14 protein-coding genes are annotated in these 18,476 nt (G+C 68.5%); 5 read left to right on the forward strand and 9 right to left on the reverse strand.

Translation table 11 applies throughout. The features are described 5' to 3' along the window. Position 1 precedes the first annotated feature (1 nt). Positions 2-1,444, forward strand: a complete 1,443-nt coding sequence (locus ACAM58_RS22075; RefSeq protein ID WP_018906839.1) for a sigma 54-interacting transcriptional regulator — start codon at positions 2-4, stop codon at positions 1,442-1,444. Positions 1,445-1,460: 16 nt separating this feature from the next. On the opposite strand, the gene ACAM58_RS22080 is transcribed toward ACAM58_RS22075, so the two are convergent. The 7 genes from ACAM58_RS22080 to ACAM58_RS22110 all read right to left on the reverse strand — a co-directional run bounded on the left by ACAM58_RS22080 (position 1,461) and on the right by ACAM58_RS22110 (position 13,537). Further along, positions 1,461-3,020: a TolC family protein gene (locus ACAM58_RS22080; protein ID WP_018906840.1), complete on the reverse strand. Its 1,560-nt coding sequence runs from the start codon at positions 3,018-3,020 to the stop codon at positions 1,461-1,463. Next, positions 3,017-4,333 carry an HlyD family type I secretion periplasmic adaptor subunit gene (locus ACAM58_RS22085; RefSeq protein WP_015867226.1) on the reverse strand — a complete coding sequence of 439 codons (1,317 nt, stop codon included), beginning with the start codon at positions 4,331-4,333 and terminating at the stop codon, positions 3,017-3,019. Before ACAM58_RS22085 ends, ACAM58_RS22080 begins: the two co-directional genes overlap by 4 nt. A 37-nt stretch (positions 4,334-4,370) precedes the next feature. Continuing rightward, positions 4,371-6,212 (reverse strand): peptidase domain-containing ABC transporter, encoded by a 1,842-nt coding sequence (locus ACAM58_RS22090; protein ID WP_018906841.1) that lies wholly within the window; start codon positions 6,210-6,212, stop codon positions 4,371-4,373. Between the two features lie 79 nt (positions 6,213-6,291). Beyond that, positions 6,292-6,588 carry a hypothetical protein gene (locus tag ACAM58_RS22095; RefSeq protein ID WP_018906842.1) on the reverse strand — a complete coding sequence of 99 codons (297 nt, stop codon included), beginning with the start codon at positions 6,586-6,588 and terminating at the stop codon, positions 6,292-6,294. Further along, positions 6,585-9,659 (reverse strand): Mur ligase family protein, encoded by a 3,075-nt coding sequence (locus tag ACAM58_RS22100; protein WP_018906843.1) that lies wholly within the window; start codon positions 9,657-9,659, stop codon positions 6,585-6,587. The genes ACAM58_RS22095 and ACAM58_RS22100 overlap by 4 nt, the downstream gene beginning before the upstream one ends. 78 nt (positions 9,660-9,737) lie before the next feature. Further along, on the reverse strand, positions 9,738-10,244 hold the full coding sequence (locus tag ACAM58_RS22105; protein ID WP_015867230.1) for an OmpA family protein: 507 nt from the start codon (positions 10,242-10,244) through the stop codon (positions 9,738-9,740). An 83-nt stretch (positions 10,245-10,327) separates the two neighbouring features. Next, entirely contained in the window at positions 10,328-13,537 is a 3,210-nt protein-coding gene (locus ACAM58_RS22110) for a hypothetical protein (RefSeq protein ID WP_369663554.1), read from the reverse strand. Between the two features lie 285 nt (positions 13,538-13,822). On the opposite strand from ACAM58_RS22110, the gene ACAM58_RS22115 reads away from it, so the two are divergent. After that, positions 13,823-14,257: a DUF1841 family protein gene (locus ACAM58_RS22115; RefSeq protein ID WP_018906845.1), complete on the forward strand. Its 435-nt coding sequence runs from the start codon at positions 13,823-13,825 to the stop codon at positions 14,255-14,257. Here the strand turns inward: ACAM58_RS22115 and ACAM58_RS22120 are convergent. Then, positions 14,254-15,240, reverse strand: coding sequence for a LysR substrate-binding domain-containing protein (locus tag ACAM58_RS22120; RefSeq protein WP_018906846.1), 987 nt, complete (start codon positions 15,238-15,240; stop codon positions 14,254-14,256). The two genes, ACAM58_RS22115 and ACAM58_RS22120, sit on opposite strands and share 4 nt — an antisense overlap. Before the next feature lie 107 nt (positions 15,241-15,347). Between ACAM58_RS22120 and pcaH the strand changes: the two genes are divergently transcribed. Beyond that, complete coding sequence (pcaH, locus tag ACAM58_RS22125) at positions 15,348-16,064, forward strand: protocatechuate 3,4-dioxygenase subunit beta (protein WP_369663555.1); 717 nt, start codon at positions 15,348-15,350, stop codon at positions 16,062-16,064. Positions 16,065-16,084: 20 nt separating this feature from the next. Continuing rightward, entirely contained in the window at positions 16,085-16,693 is a 609-nt protein-coding gene (pcaG, locus tag ACAM58_RS22130) for a protocatechuate 3,4-dioxygenase subunit alpha (RefSeq protein WP_018906848.1), read from the forward strand. A gap of 73 nt (positions 16,694-16,766) precedes the next feature. On the opposite strand, the gene ACAM58_RS22135 is transcribed toward pcaG, so the two are convergent. After that, complete coding sequence (locus ACAM58_RS22135; protein ID WP_015867236.1) at positions 16,767-17,459, reverse strand: cytochrome c; 693 nt, start codon at positions 17,457-17,459, stop codon at positions 16,767-16,769. A 162-nt stretch (positions 17,460-17,621) separates the two neighbouring features. Here ACAM58_RS22135 and ACAM58_RS22140 point away from each other — a divergent pair, with 162 nt between their 5' ends. Next, positions 17,622-18,476 carry a MoxR family ATPase gene (locus ACAM58_RS22140; RefSeq protein WP_015867237.1) on the forward strand — a complete coding sequence of 285 codons (855 nt, stop codon included), beginning with the start codon at positions 17,622-17,624 and terminating at the stop codon, positions 18,474-18,476.

The raw sequence follows: 18,476 nt of genomic DNA on the forward strand, positions 1-18,476 counted from the left end.
GATGAATCCTGCATCCCCCAACTTCGACGAACTCGACCTCTTTGTCTGGGAAGGCAAGGCCGACATCCTCGACCGTATCGCGCGGTGCATGGCGAGCTTCGACGTGGAGGTGATCCGGGCCGATGGCTTGCCGCCTCCGCAGCAGGATCGCGGCACTGCGCTTCGGCCTTCGGTGGCCATCCTCAGCGTCACGGTCATCGACAGTGGCGGCCTCGCGCATGCCACCGAGCTGCTGCAGGGCATGCCGGTGATCTGGGTGGCCGCGGCCTCGCGGGAGCGGGACTCGCGCACCTATCCGCCCGAGTACCTGCACGTGCTGCCCTACGACTTCACCTGCGCCGAGTTGCGCACGATGGTGGCCAAGCTGGTGCGGCAGCTGCGCGCGCGCGATGTGGCGCCGCAGGCGCCCGATGTGCTGGTGGCGCATTCGGACGCGATGAAGTCGCTGCTGGCCGAAGTGGGCGCCTTTGCCGACTGCAACCACAGCGTGCTGGTGCGCGGCGAAACGGGGGTGGGCAAGGAGCGCATCGCGCAGCAGCTGCACCTGGGGCACCAGCACTACAGCAAGGGCGCGTTCGTGGCAGTGAACTGCGGCGCGATTCCTGACGGACTCTTTGAATCGCTCTTCTTCGGCCACACCAAGGGCTCGTTCACGGGCGCCGTGCATGCGCACCGCGGCTATTTCGAGCAGGCCACGGGCGGCACGCTGTTCCTCGACGAGATCGGCGATCTGCCGCGCTACCAGCAGGTAAAACTGCTGCGCGTGCTGGAAGACAACGCGGTCACGCGGCTGGGCGCCACGGCGCCGATCCGGGTCGACTTTCGGCTGGTGGCGGCCACCAACCGCAACCTGCGCGAGATGGTGGCGAGCGGCGAATTTCGCGCCGACCTGTTCTACCGGCTCGCGGTGATCGAGCTGCACGTGCCCAGCCTGGAGGAGCGCGGGGAGATCGACAAGATCGCGATCTTCAAGGCGCTCTTGGCCAATGTACTGGGCGACGAACTCGAGACGCTCGGGGAAACGCCGCACTGGCTCAGCGATGCGGTGGCCGAGACCTACTTTCCCGGCAACGTGCGGCAGCTGCGCAACCTGGCCGAGCGGGTGGGCGTGATCGCGCGGCAGCTGCACAGCTGGGACCAGAACCTGATCCAGCGCGCCATTGCGCTCACGCGCGGCACGCCGACGCTGGCAGCAGGCGCTGCTGCGGAGCGCAACGGCCATGGCGGCGGCGGCACCATGAACGGCGTGGCGCTCGACGGCAATGGCGAGCGCAAGGGATGGAACAGCAGCGAGCGCAACCGCATCATCGCGGCGCTGGAGATCAACGACTGGAAGCGCCAGGACACCGCGCAGCACCTGGGCATCAGCCGCAAGGTGCTGTGGGAAAAGATGCGCAAGTACCAGATCCTCGACGGCGAGCCCGGCATCCCCGAAGACGCCTGAGCCCGCTGCGGCTCGCTTAGCGGTTTGCCAGCCGCGCGGCCCGGCGCAGCGGCGGGTTCGCCGCGGTTGCGGTGGCACCGCGCTCGGCCACAACAGGCTCGCTGGCGCAGCTTGCGTTGCTCGAGATGCACAGCGCGGTGAGCAGGCCGTCTTCGCTCAGCGCGGGCCGGTTCGGTGGGCCGAAGATGCGGTCGATCCAGGAATTGCTCGCGTCGGCGTCGATGCGCAGTTCGCCGGTGGTGCGCGCCAGGCGCAGCTCGGTGATGCGCAGGTCGAACACGGCGTCGACGTAGTCGAACAGCAGGTTGTAGTAGTCGAGCTGCGCGTCGAGCACGGCGGGCAGTGTTTCGCGGCCGAACTCCATCAGCCGGCGGCGCCCGCGAAAGGCCTGGCCCGATGTGCTGACGGCCTCCGCCAGCTGCCGCTCGCGCTCGCGCCCGGACACGGCGCGCGACCATGAGGCCGAGGTGAGCTCCAGCAGGTTGAGCTTCACGCCTTCGAGCTTGGCTTCCTGGTTGGCGACTTCGGCCAGGGCCGACTTCAGGCGCAGCTGGCGGTCGAAGCCGTTGCCGAAGTTCCAGTTGAGCTCGAAGGCCGCGCGCGTCGGGTCTTGCGGCGACACGCCGCGCGGGTCCTTGCTCTTGACGACCACCGCATCCACGGTCGGCCAGATGCTGGCCTCCTGCTGGTCGACCAGGGCCTGGGCGCGCGCCACGCGGCCCTTGGCTTCGGAGATTTCGGTGCTGCGCTCCTCGGCGCGGCGCAGGGCCTCTTCGTGCGAAGCGATGCGCCAGTACGCGGGCGCGGCCAGCACGGGCAGCGAATCGGTGTTGGGCGTGAACTTGAAGTAGGTGTTGAACTTGGCCAGCGCCTCGTCGCGCTGCGCCTGGAAGTCGGATTCGCGTGCAGCCACGCTGGCGCGGCGCGCTGCCGCCATGTTCAGGTCGTTCTCGCCGGCGGCGCCCAGCGCCACGCGGCGGGCCTCGGCCTTGGAGAGCTCGGCCACCACCTCGGTGGACTTGCGCGCGATCTGCTTCTTGAGGTCGAAGCGCTGCACCTGCAGGTAGGCGGTCAGCGCATCGAGCACCACCTTCTGCGAAGTGGTGACGACGGCCTCGTCGTCGGCCTGGTTGCCGGCCTCGGCGGCGCGAATCGCGGCGTTCATGGCGCCGCCGTCGACCAGGCTCAGGCGCGCCTCGGCGGTGAGCACGGTGTAGTTCTCAGTCTTCGCGTTGTCCGCGCCGCTGTTGTAGGTGCCGGAGGCGGTGCCCATCTTGAAGCGCGGGTAGCGGGCCTTCTTGGCGGCGTCCACGCCAAAGCTGCTGGTGTTGGCGGCGGCTTGCGCGGTCTGCACTTCAGGGTAGTCCTGCGACAGCGCGATGAGCGCCTGCTTCACGCGCTGCGCATAGCTGGCGGCGCCGATCGATGGCGCGGAAAGGCGGCGCGCCGGCATCAGCTGCGCGGGCGCCTCCTCCTGCGCCATGGCGCCGGGAGGAAGCGCAAAGCTCGCGCACAGCACTGCACAAAGAACACCGGTGCCCGCGGGGCGCCGGCCGGCCACGTTGCTGCCCATCATGGTTCGCGGAAGGCTTCGCGCCGCAGCTTGAGCACGGGCCGAAGGATGTACCAGATGAACGGATCGGTGCCCACCTTCAGGTCGACCTCGGACTCCATGCCGGCGGTGATGCGGTTCTCTTCGCGGCCCACGTGGGCCTGCTCGGTGCTCACGAGGATGCGGTAGTACGGCGCCGCGTTGGCAATGGCCGGGTCGCGGTCGGCATCGGCGGCCACCAGGGTGACCTTGCCTTCGACCGCGCCATAGCGCAGGTAGTCGTAGGCGGTGATCTTGACGCGCGCCGCCTGGCCGACCTCGACGAAGCCGCGGTCGTTGGGATTGAGGCGCGCCTCGATCATGATCTCGTCCTTGTCGGGCACCACTTCCATGATGGCTTCGCCGGGCTTGATGACCCAGCCCGGGCTGGCGCTGCGCAGCCCCTTGACGATGCCGTCGGCGGGCGCCTTCACCATGGTGCGGGAGCGCTGCGTGCGCGCGCGCGCCAGGTCTTCGTTGAGGCTGGCGAACTGGCGCTCCACGGTGGCCAGCTCGTCGGACGCGCGGCGCCGGAAGCGCCCTTCGGCCTCGGCCATCTTGGCCTGCGCCTCGGTGATGGCAGCGCTCGCGGAGATGGCGCCCTGGCGCGCCACGGCCAGCTCGCTTCGCACGCTTTCGACCTGCCGCCGCTTCTCGAGCACTTCGACCTGGCCGACCAGCTTTTCATTGAGCAGCTGCTCGGAGATCTCGAGTTCCTTCTGCATCAGTGCGAGGCGGTCGTTCAGGCCCTTGACCTTGGCCTGCTGCTCGAGCAGCCGGCTGCGCGCGCCCTCCAGGCCCGACACCGCACCGGCCATCACGCCGCGCTGCTCGAGCGCGCGCGCCTCGTAGGCGCCGGTCTCGCCGTCGAGCACGCTCTCGTCGATGTCGGCGGCAAAGCTCTCGCGCCTGAGCGGCTGGCCGCGGCTCTCGGCCATGAGCCGGATGCGGGTGGCCTGGGTGGCGGCGTAGCGCGCGGTGAGTTCCTCGAAATTGAGCCCGCTGCCGCCCAGGTCGATCTCCACCAGCGGCTGGCCCTGCGTGACCTTGTCGCCTTCCTTGACCAGCACGCTGCTGACGATGCCGCCTTCCAGATGCTGGATCGACTTGACGCGGTCCGACGGGATCACGCGGCCCGGTGCCACCACCACGGTTTCCATGGGAAAGCCCAGCCCGACAGCGGCCAGCAGCGCAACCGCGCCGCCAATGACCCACTTGCGGCGCCGGCCCTTGGGCGATGTCTGCGCCGCGCGCTTGTGATCCTCGTCCTGCAGTATCTGCGGCAAATCTGATTTCAAGTCGCGGTCCCCAATTACTCTTCGATCGATCGGCCGCTCAGGCCATGGAACGGTTGGCGGCGGCTTGCTGCGAGTGCACGTCGGCATCGTCCTCGCCTGCGGTGGAATCGGGGAGCGCCACCAGCGCCTTCTTCACGCCGAAGAGCTTGGGCACCATGACGGCGGCCGTGCCCTGTTCGACGTTGCCCTGGCCCGTCACGTGGTAGACCACGCTGGCTGCCGACACGATGCGAAGCGAATGCGTGACCACCACCACCGTGCGCACCTTGGCCACCGCGAGCAGCGTGGCCAGCAGGGTGCGCTCGCTCTGGAAGTCCAGGTCGTTGCTGGGCTCGTCGAGCACCAGCACCGAGGGCTTGCGCAGGAAGCTCATGGCCAGCGCGAGCTTGCGCCGCTCGCCCACCGACAGGCCCGTGCCGCCCTCGCCCACCACGGTGCGGTAGCCGTCGGGCATGCGCGAAATGAACTCGTGCGCGCCCGAGAGCTTGCAGGCCGCCACCACCTGCTCGTCGGTCTGGCCCGGGGCCGTGCGGCGCATGGTGTCGATCAGCGGTCCGCCGAACCAGTACACCTCCTGCGAGAGGTAGCTGATCCAGCGCGAAAGCTCTTCGCGGCCGAATTGCGAAAGGTCGTACTCGCCGATGCTGATGACGCCGCGCGTGGGCGTGTACAGGCCCGAGAGCAGCTTGACCAGCGTCGACTTGCCGGCGCCGTTGCGCCCGACGATCACGTGCAGCCCGCCCGGCCCGATGTCCAGGTCGACGTTCTCCAGCACCGGCCGGTGCGCGTCTTCCGTGAAGCTGAAGCTCACGTCCTTCAAGGTGACGCGGCCCAGCGGCTGCGGCAGCGTCATGCCGGTGGGCGCTTTTTCCACCGGCTCGCCAAGCACCGTCTCGAGCCGCTTGGCCGCTTCCTTGGCCGCGGCCAGCGAGCGCCAGCTCGACACCAGGCCCGCCACCGGCTGCAGCGCCTTGAGGGCCAGCATGTTGGAGGCGACCAGGCCGCCCACCGTCATCCATTGCTCCATCACCGAGATGGCGCCCACCGTGACCACGATGACCGAGAACACCGTCATCAGCACGGTGGTGCCGTCGCGCGCGGTTTCGATCTGCCCGTTCTTGCTGAAGCTTTCGCTCAGCCAGGAGTTGTACGACTGGCGCCACATCTCGATGGTGGGACCGTCGTTGGCCTGCGTCTTGAGCGTTTCGCGCGCGTTGCAGATCTCCGAGGTCATGCGCTCGAGGCCGCGGCCGCGCTGCACTTCCTCGACCCGCCCGCTGCGCACCTCGTCGGCCCACCACCAGGCCAGGAAGACCATGATGGCAAGGAACAGCACCACCACCGGCAATACCGGCAAGGCCACGATGCCGATCACGGCCAGTGCGAAGACCGCCATCGGCAGGTCGAAGATCGATTGCGCCAGGCCGCCGGTGACGGTGCCGCGCACCGAGGCCACGTCGCGGAAGAACTGGTGCCAGATCGAGGCCGGCCGCGCTTCGAGCGCACGCAGCGGACGGTTCAGCATCGAATGCAGCAGCGCGCCCGAGACCCCGTGGTCGATGATGGCGCCCGCATTGCGCAACAGGCGCGAACGCCCCGAGCGCAGCCAGAACTCGATGCACAGGAAGAACAGGATGCCGCACACCAGCGCGGCCAGCGTGGAGACGCCGCTGCGCGACAGCACGCGGTCATACACCTGGAGCAGGAAGATCGATGGCAGCAGGCCGAACAGGCTGATGGGCAGCGAGCGCCAGGCCGCGCTCTTGACCAGTGGGTAGGCGGCGCGGAACGCCGTGTGCAGGGCACCCGCGTACGGGCTCGCACCTGCTTTTTCGGGCACCTCGGCCACCAGTTGGCTGGGCAAGAGAAACTTGATCATGGGAAGGGCCGATCCGTCAGGCAATGACGCCTGCGCCATTATCGACTGTTACCCAGTTGTTACAAGACAAAATCAATACTTACGAAGCGCTGCAGCGTGACATACGTCTCAGCGTGTGCGACACCGTTTCCGCATTGGCCGCAGCGGCGTCCTTGGCGGCCTCGACAGACAGGCTGCAGTCCGCCGCTTTTCTAGCCACGACCGGCGCCGCTTCGTCTTTCGGCAGGCCCTGCGCCAGCACCAGCGCAACGTTGGCGCACAGCAACATGCAAAGCAGCCAGGCGCACAACAACTGCAGCCAGCCCAGCCACCACCGGCGCTGCGGCGCGGCCTGGCGTTGATAGGGCAAGGACGCCTGAGCGTTCAGTTTGATCATGGCAATGCTTTCAGAACCCGGGCCAGCCGGGACAGGCCGACACCGGCAGAACTCTTGGCCAGCACCCAGTCGCCCGGCTGCAGCAGGCCGCCCAGCGCGGTCGACAGGTCGGACACATCGACGAACCAGTGCGAGCGGACCTTGGTGCGGATGCGCGCATGCAGCGCCCGCATCAGCGGGCCGCACAGCAGCACGCGGTCGGGCTGCGATGCGAGCAGCTCGGGCTCCAGGTCCAGGTGGTGCCGCTGCGCGGCGGGGCCGAGCTCCTGCATGTCGCCGAGGATCGCCACGCGGCGGGCCGGCTCGCAGGGCGCCTGCGACAGCAGCTCGAGCGCGGCGCGCATCGAGCTCGGGTTGGCGTCGTAGGTCTCGTCGATCAGCTTGAAGCTCCCGCCGCCGATGTGGATGGTGTGCAGCGCGCCGCGTCCGCCCGGCGGCTCGAACTGCGCGAAGGGCTCGACCGCGGCGGCCAGCTTCAGGCGCATCGCCTGCAGGGCCGCCAGCGCGGCCACGGCGCTCGCGCCCATGTGGCGCCCCGGCGCATTGAGGCGCAACTGGAACGGCTCGCCGAGCACCTGGGCCTGCACCTCGCCATGGTCGAAGGCGAGCAGCCGCACGTCGGCGTCCTTGTGCTCGCCATAGGTCACGATCTGCAGCTGGTGCGCCATGGCGGCTTCGGCAAAGGTCGCGAACTCGGGGAGGTCGCGGTTCAGCACCGCGCTGTCGCCGGGCGCCATGCCCTCGAAGATGCGGCTGTCCATGCGCGCGGCGGCTTCCGAAGGCCCGCGGTGCTTTTGCGACGCGGCCGACAGCCCCGTCACCACGGCCAGCATCGGGCGCACCAGCTGGGCCGTGGCCAGCATGTGCGGCGATCCCATCTCCAGCACCCAGTAGGCCGCATGCCGCGGCATGCAGGTCAGGTTCCAGGCCATGCCCGAGGGCAGGCTGACGTTGCCTTCGGGCCGGCCGACCTCGCCCCACACGGCCAGGGCGTCGGCCAGCATCGCGGCCACGGTGGCGCCGGCGGTGCCGCTGCCCAGCACGCCGCAGACGCGCCCCGTGAACTCGGTGCGCGCATGCGCGCCCAGTGCAAGCACGGCCTGCGGCACGTCGTCCACCTGGAGCACCGGCACCCGCTTGTCGAGGTGCGGTGCGGGATCGGTGCACAGCACGGCGGCGGCCGGCTGCAGCACGCCCTTGAGCGCCACCGCGGCCAGCGGCGTCTTCGAGGGCCGCGCCTGGTGCTCGAACACCACGCGGCCCTTGCGCAGGAAGGAGCGCTGCGTCACGCCGCTGGCGCGCCAGCCGTCTTCCGGGCGCACCACCCATTCGCCGCCGGTCACGCGCGCCATTTCGCCCGCGGTCCAGGCGGCGGCACCGTCGTCCCTCGCGCTGCCGGCGCCGGGCACGGCCGGGCGCTCCAGCAGGTAGCGGCGATAGGCCACGAAGCCCGACACGTATTGCGCCACGTCGTCGATGCGCACCCGGAACGCGTGGTGCCGGATGAAGAAGGAGCCGACGATGGTGGAGGGCCGGCGAAAGTACATCGCCATCTCGGGCCAGAAGAAGCCGTTCTGCAGGTAGTGGGCGCGGTACTCCAGCGCGCGGTAGAACTTTTCGGTGTCGAGCTCGTCGAGCAGGTGCCGCATGGCGGGCGTGGCCTCCAGGCGCTGCAGCATCTGCTGGGCCGCGAGCATGAGTTCGAGCAGCGTCGGAAAGGTGGTCTTTCGGTCGAGCACGAAGTCCAGGTAGCCGGCCACGTTCTGCAGGCCGAAGCGAAAGTACTTTTCCTGCGGGCTCCAGCGCGTGAGCTCGTTGACACAGCAGCTCAGCCAGTGGTCGTGCGCCTGCCAGTGCTGGCTTGCAATGAAATGGTCGAAGGCCTTCTCGACCACGGCGAGCCATCTTGCATCGCGCGTGAGGCCGTACAGGCGCATGAGGCCGTAGGCCGCCTCGCCGTCGTAGTAGATGACGCGCGAGGCCTGCTTCACGCGCAAGTCGCCGGCATGCAGCACGTGGCTGAAGCTGCCGGTGGCGCCATCCTGCAGCGACGCGATGCCCAGCGCCAGCTTCTCCAGCAGCGGCAGCCAGTCGCGCGTGTCCATGGCCTCGCAGTACTTCACCAGGGCCAGCACGCAGGCGGCGTTGCCGCCGAGCCTGATTTCTTCGCCGGTGTCGACGAGAAAGGCGACCTCGGTGCCGTCGGCCAGCGTGTAGCTGCGGATGAGCGTGTTCGCGAGATGGTCGAGCGCGCGGTCGATGGCCAGGCGCAGCTTGTCGTCGCGCACGAGCTCCCACGCCTCGATCATGGCGCTGAGCACGCTCGCATGGCGCATCGCGTCGTAGGTTGGAATGCGGCGGTCGAAGCACGGAAAGTAGCCGTACACGAAGAGCCCGTCGTCCTGCACCTGGCGCGCAAGGTACGAGGCGCCGCTGCGCACCAGGTCGAGCGCCGATTGCGGCGCGAGCGCCGGCGCCTGGCGCCGTCCGGCATCGAGCCCCGTGCCCACGAGCTTGTGCACCACGCAGTCGGCCTGGCAGAACACGCCCACGGTTGCGAGCAGGTAGACGCGCTGGTCGGCCGGCAGCTCGAGCGGCAGCGCGCGTGCGAAGCGCGCCTGGGCATAGGCCTCGAAGTTGCGCGCATTCACCACGGCATGCGCAATGGTCGAATCGCCGCTCAGCATGGCGTTGGCGTTGAGCTCCTGCTCGGTGAACGCGGTCTCGAAGTCCTGGTCGAAGGCCAGGCCGAGGCGGAAATAGTTGCGCTTGACGCCGGCGAGCTGGGCCTTGAACTGCGCCCAGTCGATCGGGCTTGCGCCCTCGACCCAGTCGATGCGCAGCCATGGCGAGACGATGCCGCAGTCGCGCACCCAGCGCTCCACGGCCTCGGCGCCTTCGTGCCACGCGGTTTCGAAATCGGCCGCGCGCGCGTGCACCACGTGCGCGCGCTGCGACCCGTCGCTCACCGAGAAGAAAAGCGTGAAGGCCGGATAAGGCGCCGGCAGCGCCGCGCACACCGAGGCCAGGCGCTCGTGGCAGGCATGGAGCTGGTCGGAGAAGGACATCATTCGGCCCCAGTCGAATGCGGGAGGCCGGTCGCACCCGGACCGGGAACTCCCATCGAAGGCATCGCGTTTCTCCGTGTTTCAGCGGTAGCTGAATTCGGCTCGGCGATTGAGCTGATGGCCCTCCTCGGTGGTTTCGAGCGACGCGGGTTTTTCAATACCCCAGCTGACGGCCTCGATCCGTTCGCCCGGCACGCCAAGCTGCGTGAGCGCGCGCTGCACGGATTCGGCCCGGCGCTGGCCCAGCGCAAGGTTGTATTCGCGGCCGCCGCGCAAGTCGGTGTGGCCCTCGATCACCACCTTGCTGGCGGGACGGTTGCGCAGGTAGCTCGCATGCGCTTCCACCACGTTGCGGTACTGCGGCTTGACGTCGTATTTGTCGAAGTCGAAGTACACGATCTTCAGTGCGGGGCCGTTCTGCACCGGCGCGGGCGGAGGTGGTTCCACCTTCGCCACCGGGGCTGCCTTGTTCGAGTAGTAGTAGGTGGCGTCTTCGCGTCCGCTCGTGGCGGCGGTTCCGCAAGCGGCAAGGCTTGCTGCGAGGGCGACGATGGCCAGTATCCGGTAGCTGCTGCTGCTGTTCTTCATATCGATTCCTTTCGCGGGCCAGGCCGCGGCGGCCTGGCCCTGGTGCGTTGTTTTTCTTCCTTCTCCTCTACTGCTCTTGTTCCTTAACCCAGCAGGCCGTGCAGGATGTTCGCCACCGGGGTCAGAACGCTGCCGGTGCCGGCGGCCTGGTCCACCAGGCTGGTGATCGGGGTGACCACGTCGGTCACGATCGGCGCGGCATGCTCCACCGTGTCGACCACGCTGGCGACGGTGTCGACCACCGGAGCGACCGTCGGGGCTGCGCCGGCCAGGATGTCGGTCACGGGCGCTGCCACCGTGGATGCCGTGGCAACCACCGGTTCGAGCGCCGCACCGGCCGTGCTTGCCGTATCGAGCACCGGCTCCAGGATGTTGGCCACCGGGCTGCTGCCGCCGCCCAGCACGCCGCCCAGCAGGCCATCGCTGCCGAGCACGCTGCCGACCAGGCCGTCGTTGCCAAGCAGATCGCCGCCGAGCAGGCCGCCGACGATGCCGTCTTCGCCGAGCACGCCGCCCAGCAGGTCACCACCAAGCAAGTCGCCACCCAGAAGGTCGCCGCCGAGCACGCTGCCGACAACGCCGTCCTGGCCGAGCACGCCACCGAGCAGGTCACCGCCAAGCAAGTCGCCACCCAGGAGATCGCCGCCCAGCACGCTGCCGACAACACCGTCTTCACCCAGCACGCCGCTGAGCAGGTCGCCGCCGAGCAAGTCGCCACCCAAGAGGTCACCGCCGAGCAGGTTGTCGACAAGGCCGTTGTCGCCGAGGACGCCGCTGAGCAGGTCACCACCGAGCAGATCGCCGCCCAGGAGGTCACCACCGAGCAGGTTGCCGACGAGGCCGTCTTCACCCAGCACGCCACCGAGCAGGTCGCCGCCAAGCAGATCACCGCCCAGGAGGTCACCACCGAGCAGATTGCCGACAAGGCCGTCTTCACCGAGAACGCCGCCGAGCAGGTCGCCGCCGAGCAAGTCACCACCCAGGAGATCGCCGCCGAGCAGGTTGCCGACGAGGCCGTCCTCGCCCAGCACGCCGCCGAGCAGGTCACCACCGAGCAGATCGCCGCCCAGGAGATCGCCGCCGAGCAGGTTGCCGACAAGGCCGTCTTCGCCGAGGACGCCGCCCAGCAGGTCACCACCGAGCAAGTCACCGCCCAGGAGATCGCCGCCGAGCAGGTTGCCGACCAGGCCGTCTTCGCCGAGCACACCGCCCAGCAGGCCGCCGTCGCCCAGCAGGTTGTCGACCAGGCCGTCCTCGCCGAGCACGCCGCCGAGCAGGCCGTCTTCTGCGAGGAGGCTGCCGATGGCGCCGCCGCTGCCGAGCAAGCCGTCTTCGCCGAGCAGGCCGCCGACCACGCCGTCATCGCCAAGCACGCCGCCCAGCAGGCCGCCTTCACCCAGCACGCCATCGGTCACGCCGCCGAGCAGGCCGTCTTCGCCGCCGAGCAAGCCACCCAGCGGGCTGTCTTCGAGCAGGCCGCTCACGGCGCCGCCGTCGCCCAGGAGGTTGTCGACCACGCCGTCCTGGCCCAGCAGGCCGCCGGTGAGGCCTTCGCTGCCCAGCAGGCTGGACAGCGCGCCGTCACCGCCAAGCAGGCCGCCCACCACCCCGTCGCCGCCGAGCAGGCTGCCCACGGGGCTGCCCGCGCCGATCAGGCCGCCCAGCAGGCCCTCTTCGCCCAGTACGCCGCCGACCACGCCGCCAAGGGCGCCGTCCTCGCCCAGCAGGCCGCCGACGATGCCGTCGTCGCCGATCACGTTGTCCAGCAGGCTGCCGACGGCACTGCCTTCGCCGATGAGGCCGCCAAGCGTGCCGTTCTCGCCGAGCAGGCCGCCCACCAGGCCGTCTTCGCTGACGAGCTCGCCGAGGAGGCTGTCCTGGCCGAGCAGGCCGTCCACCACGTTGCCGACCACTCCATCCTCGCCCACGAGGCCGTCGAGCGCGCCGTCCAGGCCGAGGCTGCCGGTGAGGCCGCTCAGGATGCCTTCATCGCCCACCAGGTTGTCCAGGCCGTTCTGCAGCGCGTCGGTGACGTAGTCGACCTGCTTGACCAGCTGGTCGACCAGCGCACCCGTGGCGCCTTCGCCGAGCAGGCCGTCGACGATCGGGCTGGCCACGCCGCCCACGCCATCGGCCACGGTCTCGACGAAATCGTCCGCCGGATCGAACTGGTTGGGATCGTTCTGGGAGAACTCGGAACCGAGCACCGGGGCCAGCACGTCGTCGACCACGTCGGTCACGCCGTCGACCACGCCCAGCACCGGGTCGAGCGAGTCGCCGAGACCCGCGGTGTCGCCGATCGAACCGACCAGGCCGCCAGCCGCGCCGTCGCCCGGATCGAGCAGGCTGTCGCCGTCTGCGTCTGCGTCTGCGTCTGCGTCTGCGTCTGCGTCTGCGTCTGCGTCGGCGTCCGCATCGGCGTCGGCGTCCGCATCGGCATCGGCGTCGGCATCCGCATCGGCATCGGCGTCGGCATCCGCGTCGGCGTCGGCGTCGGCGTCGGCATCAGCATCGGCATCGGCATCGGCATCGGCATCAGCATCGGCATCGGCATCGGCATCCGCATCCGCATCCGCATCAGCATCAGCATCAGCATCCGCGTCGGCATCAGCATCGCCGTCGGCATCCGCGTCAGCATCCGCATCGGAATCAGCATCCGCATCGCTCTCACCGCCACCACCGCCGCCGCTGCCGGCGAAGAACGGGATCGTTCCACCGTCGTCACCGCCACCGCCGCCCAGCGCGGCACCGAGCGCAGCGGCGCCCAGTGCGCCGAGCGCGAATTCGCCGAGACCGAGGCCGCTGCCGGCCGCGACCTTCTTGGTGACGGCCAGTGCGGCCGCGTCGGCGTCGCTGTCGGGCGGGGTCACCTGCAGGTCGCCCGAGGCGACATCCACATTCACTTGTTCGAGGCCGCCGGGCAGCTTGGTCGAGCCGATGGTGGCGTCGGTGCCGCCGGTGAAGACGCCGGCCAGCGGCGCCTTGTTGGTGGCCGAGCCGGGGAACAGGACGTTGGCCTGCCCGCCTTCGGGAACGATCACGCGGTCACCCGCGATCAGGGTCTGGTTGCCGTCCACTGGAATGCGGACACCCTCGCGCATCACCGCGACGCCCGGCGTAGCATTGGACAATGTGCCAATGCTCGAGGGCGCCGCGGCAGCGGCAGGTGCCGACGAGCTCATCGCGGCGGGAGCGCCGAGCGGTGTGCTGGTGGCTTGGGCGATGACCACAGGAGCAACGCCACTGGCGGCAAGTCCTTCGGTCGAATGGGTCGGTGCTTGTGGTGCGTTCATGACAGCCTCTGTGACAAAAGATGCATCTACAGGGGCAACTAGCGTGCCGTGCTGCCAACTCTTTTGAGCCACCGGTTCGCCAAGAACGCAAGTTATTGATTCTTATGGATATTTTTCTGAAAACGAGTGCCCGCGCTGTCGGCCGGAACAGCGCTTTGGACGCTGTTTTGACCATTCGTTACGTTACGGCGTAACGTCCCGCTACCGGAACATCGGGCGCATTCCGGGCTGCCGGCGCGCGGTTTTCCCTTCCCTCTTTTTCCTTTCCAGCTTCTCCATACAGATATGTTCAATCCCTCCCAGGAAGACGTGCGCCGCTTCTTTTGCGACGTGTACGCCAAGCACCGCCAAGGCTTGCCGATGGAAGCGCTCGAGACGATTGCCGCGGGATGGATCGACGCCCACCCCGAATACCACGAGGACCTTGCCGACGCCGATGCGGCCGTGGCGCGCGTGTACGACGGCTCGAACGGCCGCGAAAACCCGTTCCTGCACCTGTCGATGCATCTTTCGATCAGCGAGCAATGCTCCATCGACCAGCCGCGCGGCATCCGCCAGGCCGTCGAACTGCTGGCCGCCCGCCGCGGCTCGCTGCTCGATGCGCATCACGAGGCCATGGAATGCCTCGGCCAGATGATGTGGGAGAGCCAGCGCGCCGGCCGGCCGCCCGACGGCGACGGCTACGTCGCCTGCGTGCAGCGCCGCGCAACCAAGGACTAGCCGGCCTTCCGGGAAGGCAGCGCGCCCTGCTGCTTCGCTCCCTCGCGCAGCAGCGCGGCCATGGCGCTGCGCAGCGCCGAGGGCTCGGCGTCGCTGCGCAGCAGCAGGCCCACGGGCTCGTCGGTGCCGGCGGTTTCGATGCGCAGGCGCACCAGCCGCTGGTCGGCCAGCTCCCCGCGCGCGGCGCCCAGCGGGGTGATCCAGACCGCGTCGGACACCGCCACCAGGCCGCGCGCCACCGCGACGTCGAGCGTCTGCAGCGCGTGGGGCGGAAGCGCCAGGCCGCGCGCCGACAGGAAGCTTTCGGTGTTGTGGCGCGGGATGGTGCCCTCGCCATACACCACGAGCGGAAAGCCGAGCACCGCCTGCACCGACACCGCCCGGGTCGACCGGCCCGCCAGCGGATGGCCGGGGCGCACGGCAAACACCAGCGGCTCGGTGTAGAGCAGCTCGAAGCTGAGCCCGCCCATCAGACGCGGATCGCTCATGCGGCCGGCCACCAGGTCGAGTTCGCCGGCGCGCAGCTCGTCGAGCAGCACCGGGTTGGCCGCGCTCTTCACCACAACCTGCACCGACGGCCAGCGCTCGCGAAAGCGCGCGAGTGCCGCCGGCAGCAGCGCCGGCGCCACGCTCGGCAGCGCGCCGATGCGCAGCCGCTCCACGCGCTCGCCCGAGGCGGGCGCCACCGCCTGCGCGCTGGCGTCGATGGCCTCGAGCACGCGCAGCGCATGGGCCAGCAGCTGCTCGCCGGCCGGCGCGAGCCCCTGCACCCCGCGCCGCCCGGCATTGCCGCGCTCCACCAGGCGCGCCCCGACGATGGCCTCCAGCTCGGCCAGCGTCTTGGACACCGCCGGCTGGCTCAGCGACAGCCGCTCGGCGGCGCGCGCGAGATGGCGCTCCTGCGCCACCGCGACAAGGCAGCGCAGGTGGCGCAGCTGCACGTTGCGCACAAAGTCCTGGCGAAGGTCGGCGGGCGTTTTCAATTACTGATGGTTATGTAAAACAGACCAATCTTCAATTTACATCATCGAACGCGGCTTCTAAAGTTCAGCTTCCAAATTCGATTCGTCCCACGACAGGAGACAACGGCATGTTGACGAAAACCCCGGCCACCCTCACCCCCCGCGATTGGGAAGCCCATCCCTCGTACATCTACCCCGGCTACAAGTCGACCGCGAAGCGCGGCCCGCAGAAGCCCCTGGTGCCGCTGAAGGCCTCGCTCGGCGAGCTGCAGCAGCCGGTGTACGGCCACGACAGCATCGGCGAGCTCGACCACGACCTGACGCGCAATGCGCGCAAGAACGGCGAGCCGCTGGGCGAACGCATGATCCTCACCGGCCAGGTGCTCGACGAGCGCCGCCGCCCCGTGGTCAACACGCTGGTCGAGCTCTGGCAGGCCAACGCCTCCGGCCGCTACGTGCACAAGGTCGACCAGCACGACGCGCCGCTCGACCCCAACTTCCTGGGCGCGGGCCGCTGCCTGACCGACAGCGAGGGCCGCTACCGCTTCCTCACCATCAAGCCCGGCGCCTATCCCTGGGGCAACCACCCCAACGCCTGGCGCCCGCAGCACATCCATATGTCGCTGTTCGGCCAGAGCTTTGCGAGCCGGCTGGTCACGCAGATGTACTTCCCCGGCGATCCGCTGCTGCAGTACGACCCCATGGTCACCGGCACGCCCGAGCGCTACCGCAACCGGCTGATCGCCGACTTCAGCCTCGACATCACCGAGGAAGGCTACGCGCTGGGCTACCAGTTCGACATTGTGCTGCGCGGCGCCGACGAAACGCCGTTCGAAAACCGCTGAGCAAGAAGGAGACACACACCATGTTGATGACCGCACAGGAAGCCGACTTCGGCCAGACCCCCTCCCAGACCGTGGGCCCCTACTTCGCCTACGGCCTCACCGCCGCGCAGTACGGCTACGACTTCGACCAGCCCTTCGACGGCGTGGTGGCCCTGGACAACGCCAGCGGCGAGCGCATCCGCCTCGAAGGCCGCGTGATCGACGGCGACGGCAACCCCATCGGCGATGCGCTGGTCGAGATCAGCCAGCCCGACGGCGAGGGCCGCTATCCGCAGACGCCCGAAGAGGCGCGCGAGATCGGCTTTCGCGCCTTCGGCCGCGCCGGCACGGGCACCGATGCGCAGAACCGCTTCGTGTTCCACACCGTGAAGCCGGGCGCCGAATCGCCAGGCGAAGCCCCGCATATCAACGTGATCGTGCTGATGCGCGGCCTGCTGCTGCATGCGTTCACGCGCGTGTATTTCAGCGACGAGGCCGAAGCCAACGCCAAGGACGCCGTGCTGGCCAGCGTGCCGGCCGAGCGCCGCCACACGTTGATTGCCGAGCGCGTGGAGCAAGGCGGCGCGGTGAGCTACCGCTTCGACATCCGCATGCAGGGGCCCCAGGAGACGGTGTTCTTCGACGTCTGACACCAGCAGCCGGACCCGCAAACAAGAAAGCCCGCGCGATGCGGGCTTTCTTCTTGATGGGGCGGGAGGGCGCTTACTCGGCGGCGCGGTGGATGCGCGATTCGGGCACCGTCTTGAGGTCGCCGGGCAGCGAGCTGATGTAGCTCGCGAGCGTCTTGAGTTCGGCGTTGCTGAACTTCTTGGGCTCGACCTGCTGCGCCATCACCGCATTCGAGCGGCCCAGGTGCAGGTTGTTCTTCACGCGGTACGACTTGAGCGCCACGAAGAGGTAGTCGGCATGCTGGCCGGCCAGCTTGGGCACCGTGCCGTCATTGGGCGTGCTGAAGTTGGCGCCGTGGCACTTGGTGCAGCTGTTGTCCTTGTCGCGCGACACCAGGGCCTGCACGTTCTCGGGCATGGGCTTGGCGAGCGCAGCCGGGGGCGCGTCGCCTTCCTTCAGGCCCAGCTGGCTGTAGTAGGCGGCCAGGTCGGCGATGTCCTGCTCCTTCAGGGTGTCGGCAATCGCGCGCATGGTGGGGTGCTTGCGGTCGCCGCCCTTGTAGGCGGTGAGGGCCGAGGTGATGTAGCTGGCGCTCTGGCCGGCGATCATCGGGACCTTGTGGATCTCCGGAAAGCTGGCCTGGTAGCCGATGATGCCGTGGCAGCCCACGCACATGGCAACCTTCTTGGCACCCTCCTGGGCATTGCCCGTGACTTGCTGGGCTTGCGCCGAGACCGTCACGCAAGCGACAGCGAAGGCAAACATCGTGGTCAACAACTTGTTCATTTTGCGCGCACAATCTCGTGGAGATACAGTTTTTCGAATCAACATTCGATTATATGCAAGGGTCCTCCGGGAACCCCTTCAAGCCGTCCAAGTGGCTGCACGAAGCGAATCGAGTGTGTTCTTTTCTCCACCCCGCCTCCTCCACCCTGCTCGCGTTCACTCATGAAATTCAAGGGCTCAGACAACTACGTCGCCACTCAGGACCTGATGCTGGCCGTCAATGCCGCCATCACGCTCACGCGCCCGCTGCTCGTCAAGGGCGAGCCCGGCACCGGCAAGACCATGCTGGCCGAGGAAGTGGCGCAATCGCTCGGGCTGCCGCTTTTGCAGTGGCACATCAAGTCGACCACCAAGGCGCAGCAGGGCCTCTATGAATACGACGCCGTGAGCCGCCTGCGCGACTCGCAGCTGGCGGACGTGGACGGCGGCGAGCGCGTCAAGGACATCCAGAACTACATCGTCAAGGGCGTGCTCTGGCAGGCCTTCACGGCCGACCAGCCGGTGGCGCTGCTCATCGACGAGATCGACAAGGCCGACATCGAATTCCCGAACGACCTGCTGCGCGAGATCGACCGCATGGAGTTCTACTGCTACGAGACGCGCGAGCTCATCCGCGCCAAGCACCGGCCGGTGGTGTTCATCACCTCCAACAACGAGAAGGAGCTGCCCGACGCCTTCCTGCGCCGCTGCTTCTTCCACTACATCAAGTTCCCCGACGCGGAAACGATGAAGAGCATCGTGGCGGTGCACTTCCCCGGCCTCAAGCAGGAGCTGCTCACCTCCGCGATGAAGACCTTCTACGACGTGCGCAACCTGCCCGGGCTCAAGAAGAAGCCCTCCACCTCCGAGCTGCTCGACTGGCTCAAGCTGCTGGTGGCCGAGGACATTCCGCTCGAGGCCTTGCAGAGCAAGGACGACAAGGTCGCCGTGCCGCCGCTGGTGGGCGCGCTGCTCAAGAACGAGCAGGACGTGACCCTGTTCGAGAAGCTCGTCTTCATGCAGCGCAATAACCGGTAA

The sequence above is a fragment of the Variovorax sp. V116 genome (assembly GCF_041154435.1).
Lineage (GTDB): Bacteria > Pseudomonadota > Gammaproteobacteria > Burkholderiales > Burkholderiaceae_C > Variovorax > Variovorax paradoxus.

Excerpts from the sequence above, each read along its gene's own strand:
- ACAM58_RS22135 (WP_015867236.1), bottom strand. The coding sequence starts at position 17,459 with ATGAACAAGTTGTTGACCACGATGTTTGCCTTCGCTGTCGCTTGCGTG.
- ACAM58_RS22140 (WP_015867237.1), top strand. The coding sequence starts at position 17,622 with ATGAAATTCAAGGGCTCAGACAACTACGTCGCCACTCAGGACCTGATG.
- ACAM58_RS22090 (WP_018906841.1), bottom strand. The coding sequence starts at position 6,212 with ATGATCAAGTTTCTCTTGCCCAGCCAACTGGTGGCCGAGGTGCCCGAA.
- ACAM58_RS22080 (WP_018906840.1), bottom strand. The coding sequence starts at position 3,020 with ATGATGGGCAGCAACGTGGCCGGCCGGCGCCCCGCGGGCACCGGTGTT.
- ACAM58_RS22115 (WP_018906845.1), top strand. The coding sequence starts at position 13,823 with ATGTTCAATCCCTCCCAGGAAGACGTGCGCCGCTTCTTTTGCGACGTG.
- pcaH (WP_369663555.1), top strand. The coding sequence starts at position 15,348 with ATGTTGACGAAAACCCCGGCCACCCTCACCCCCCGCGATTGGGAAGCC.
- ACAM58_RS22075 (WP_018906839.1), top strand. The coding sequence starts at position 2 with ATGAATCCTGCATCCCCCAACTTCGACGAACTCGACCTCTTTGTCTGG.
- ACAM58_RS22100 (WP_018906843.1), bottom strand. The coding sequence starts at position 9,659 with ATGATGTCCTTCTCCGACCAGCTCCATGCCTGCCACGAGCGCCTGGCC.
- pcaG (WP_018906848.1), top strand. The coding sequence starts at position 16,085 with ATGTTGATGACCGCACAGGAAGCCGACTTCGGCCAGACCCCCTCCCAG.
- ACAM58_RS22105 (WP_015867230.1), bottom strand. The coding sequence starts at position 10,244 with ATGAAGAACAGCAGCAGCAGCTACCGGATACTGGCCATCGTCGCCCTC.
- ACAM58_RS22110 (WP_369663554.1), bottom strand. The coding sequence starts at position 13,537 with ATGAACGCACCACAAGCACCGACCCATTCGACCGAAGGACTTGCCGCC.
- ACAM58_RS22095 (WP_018906842.1), bottom strand. The coding sequence starts at position 6,588 with ATGATCAAACTGAACGCTCAGGCGTCCTTGCCCTATCAACGCCAGGCC.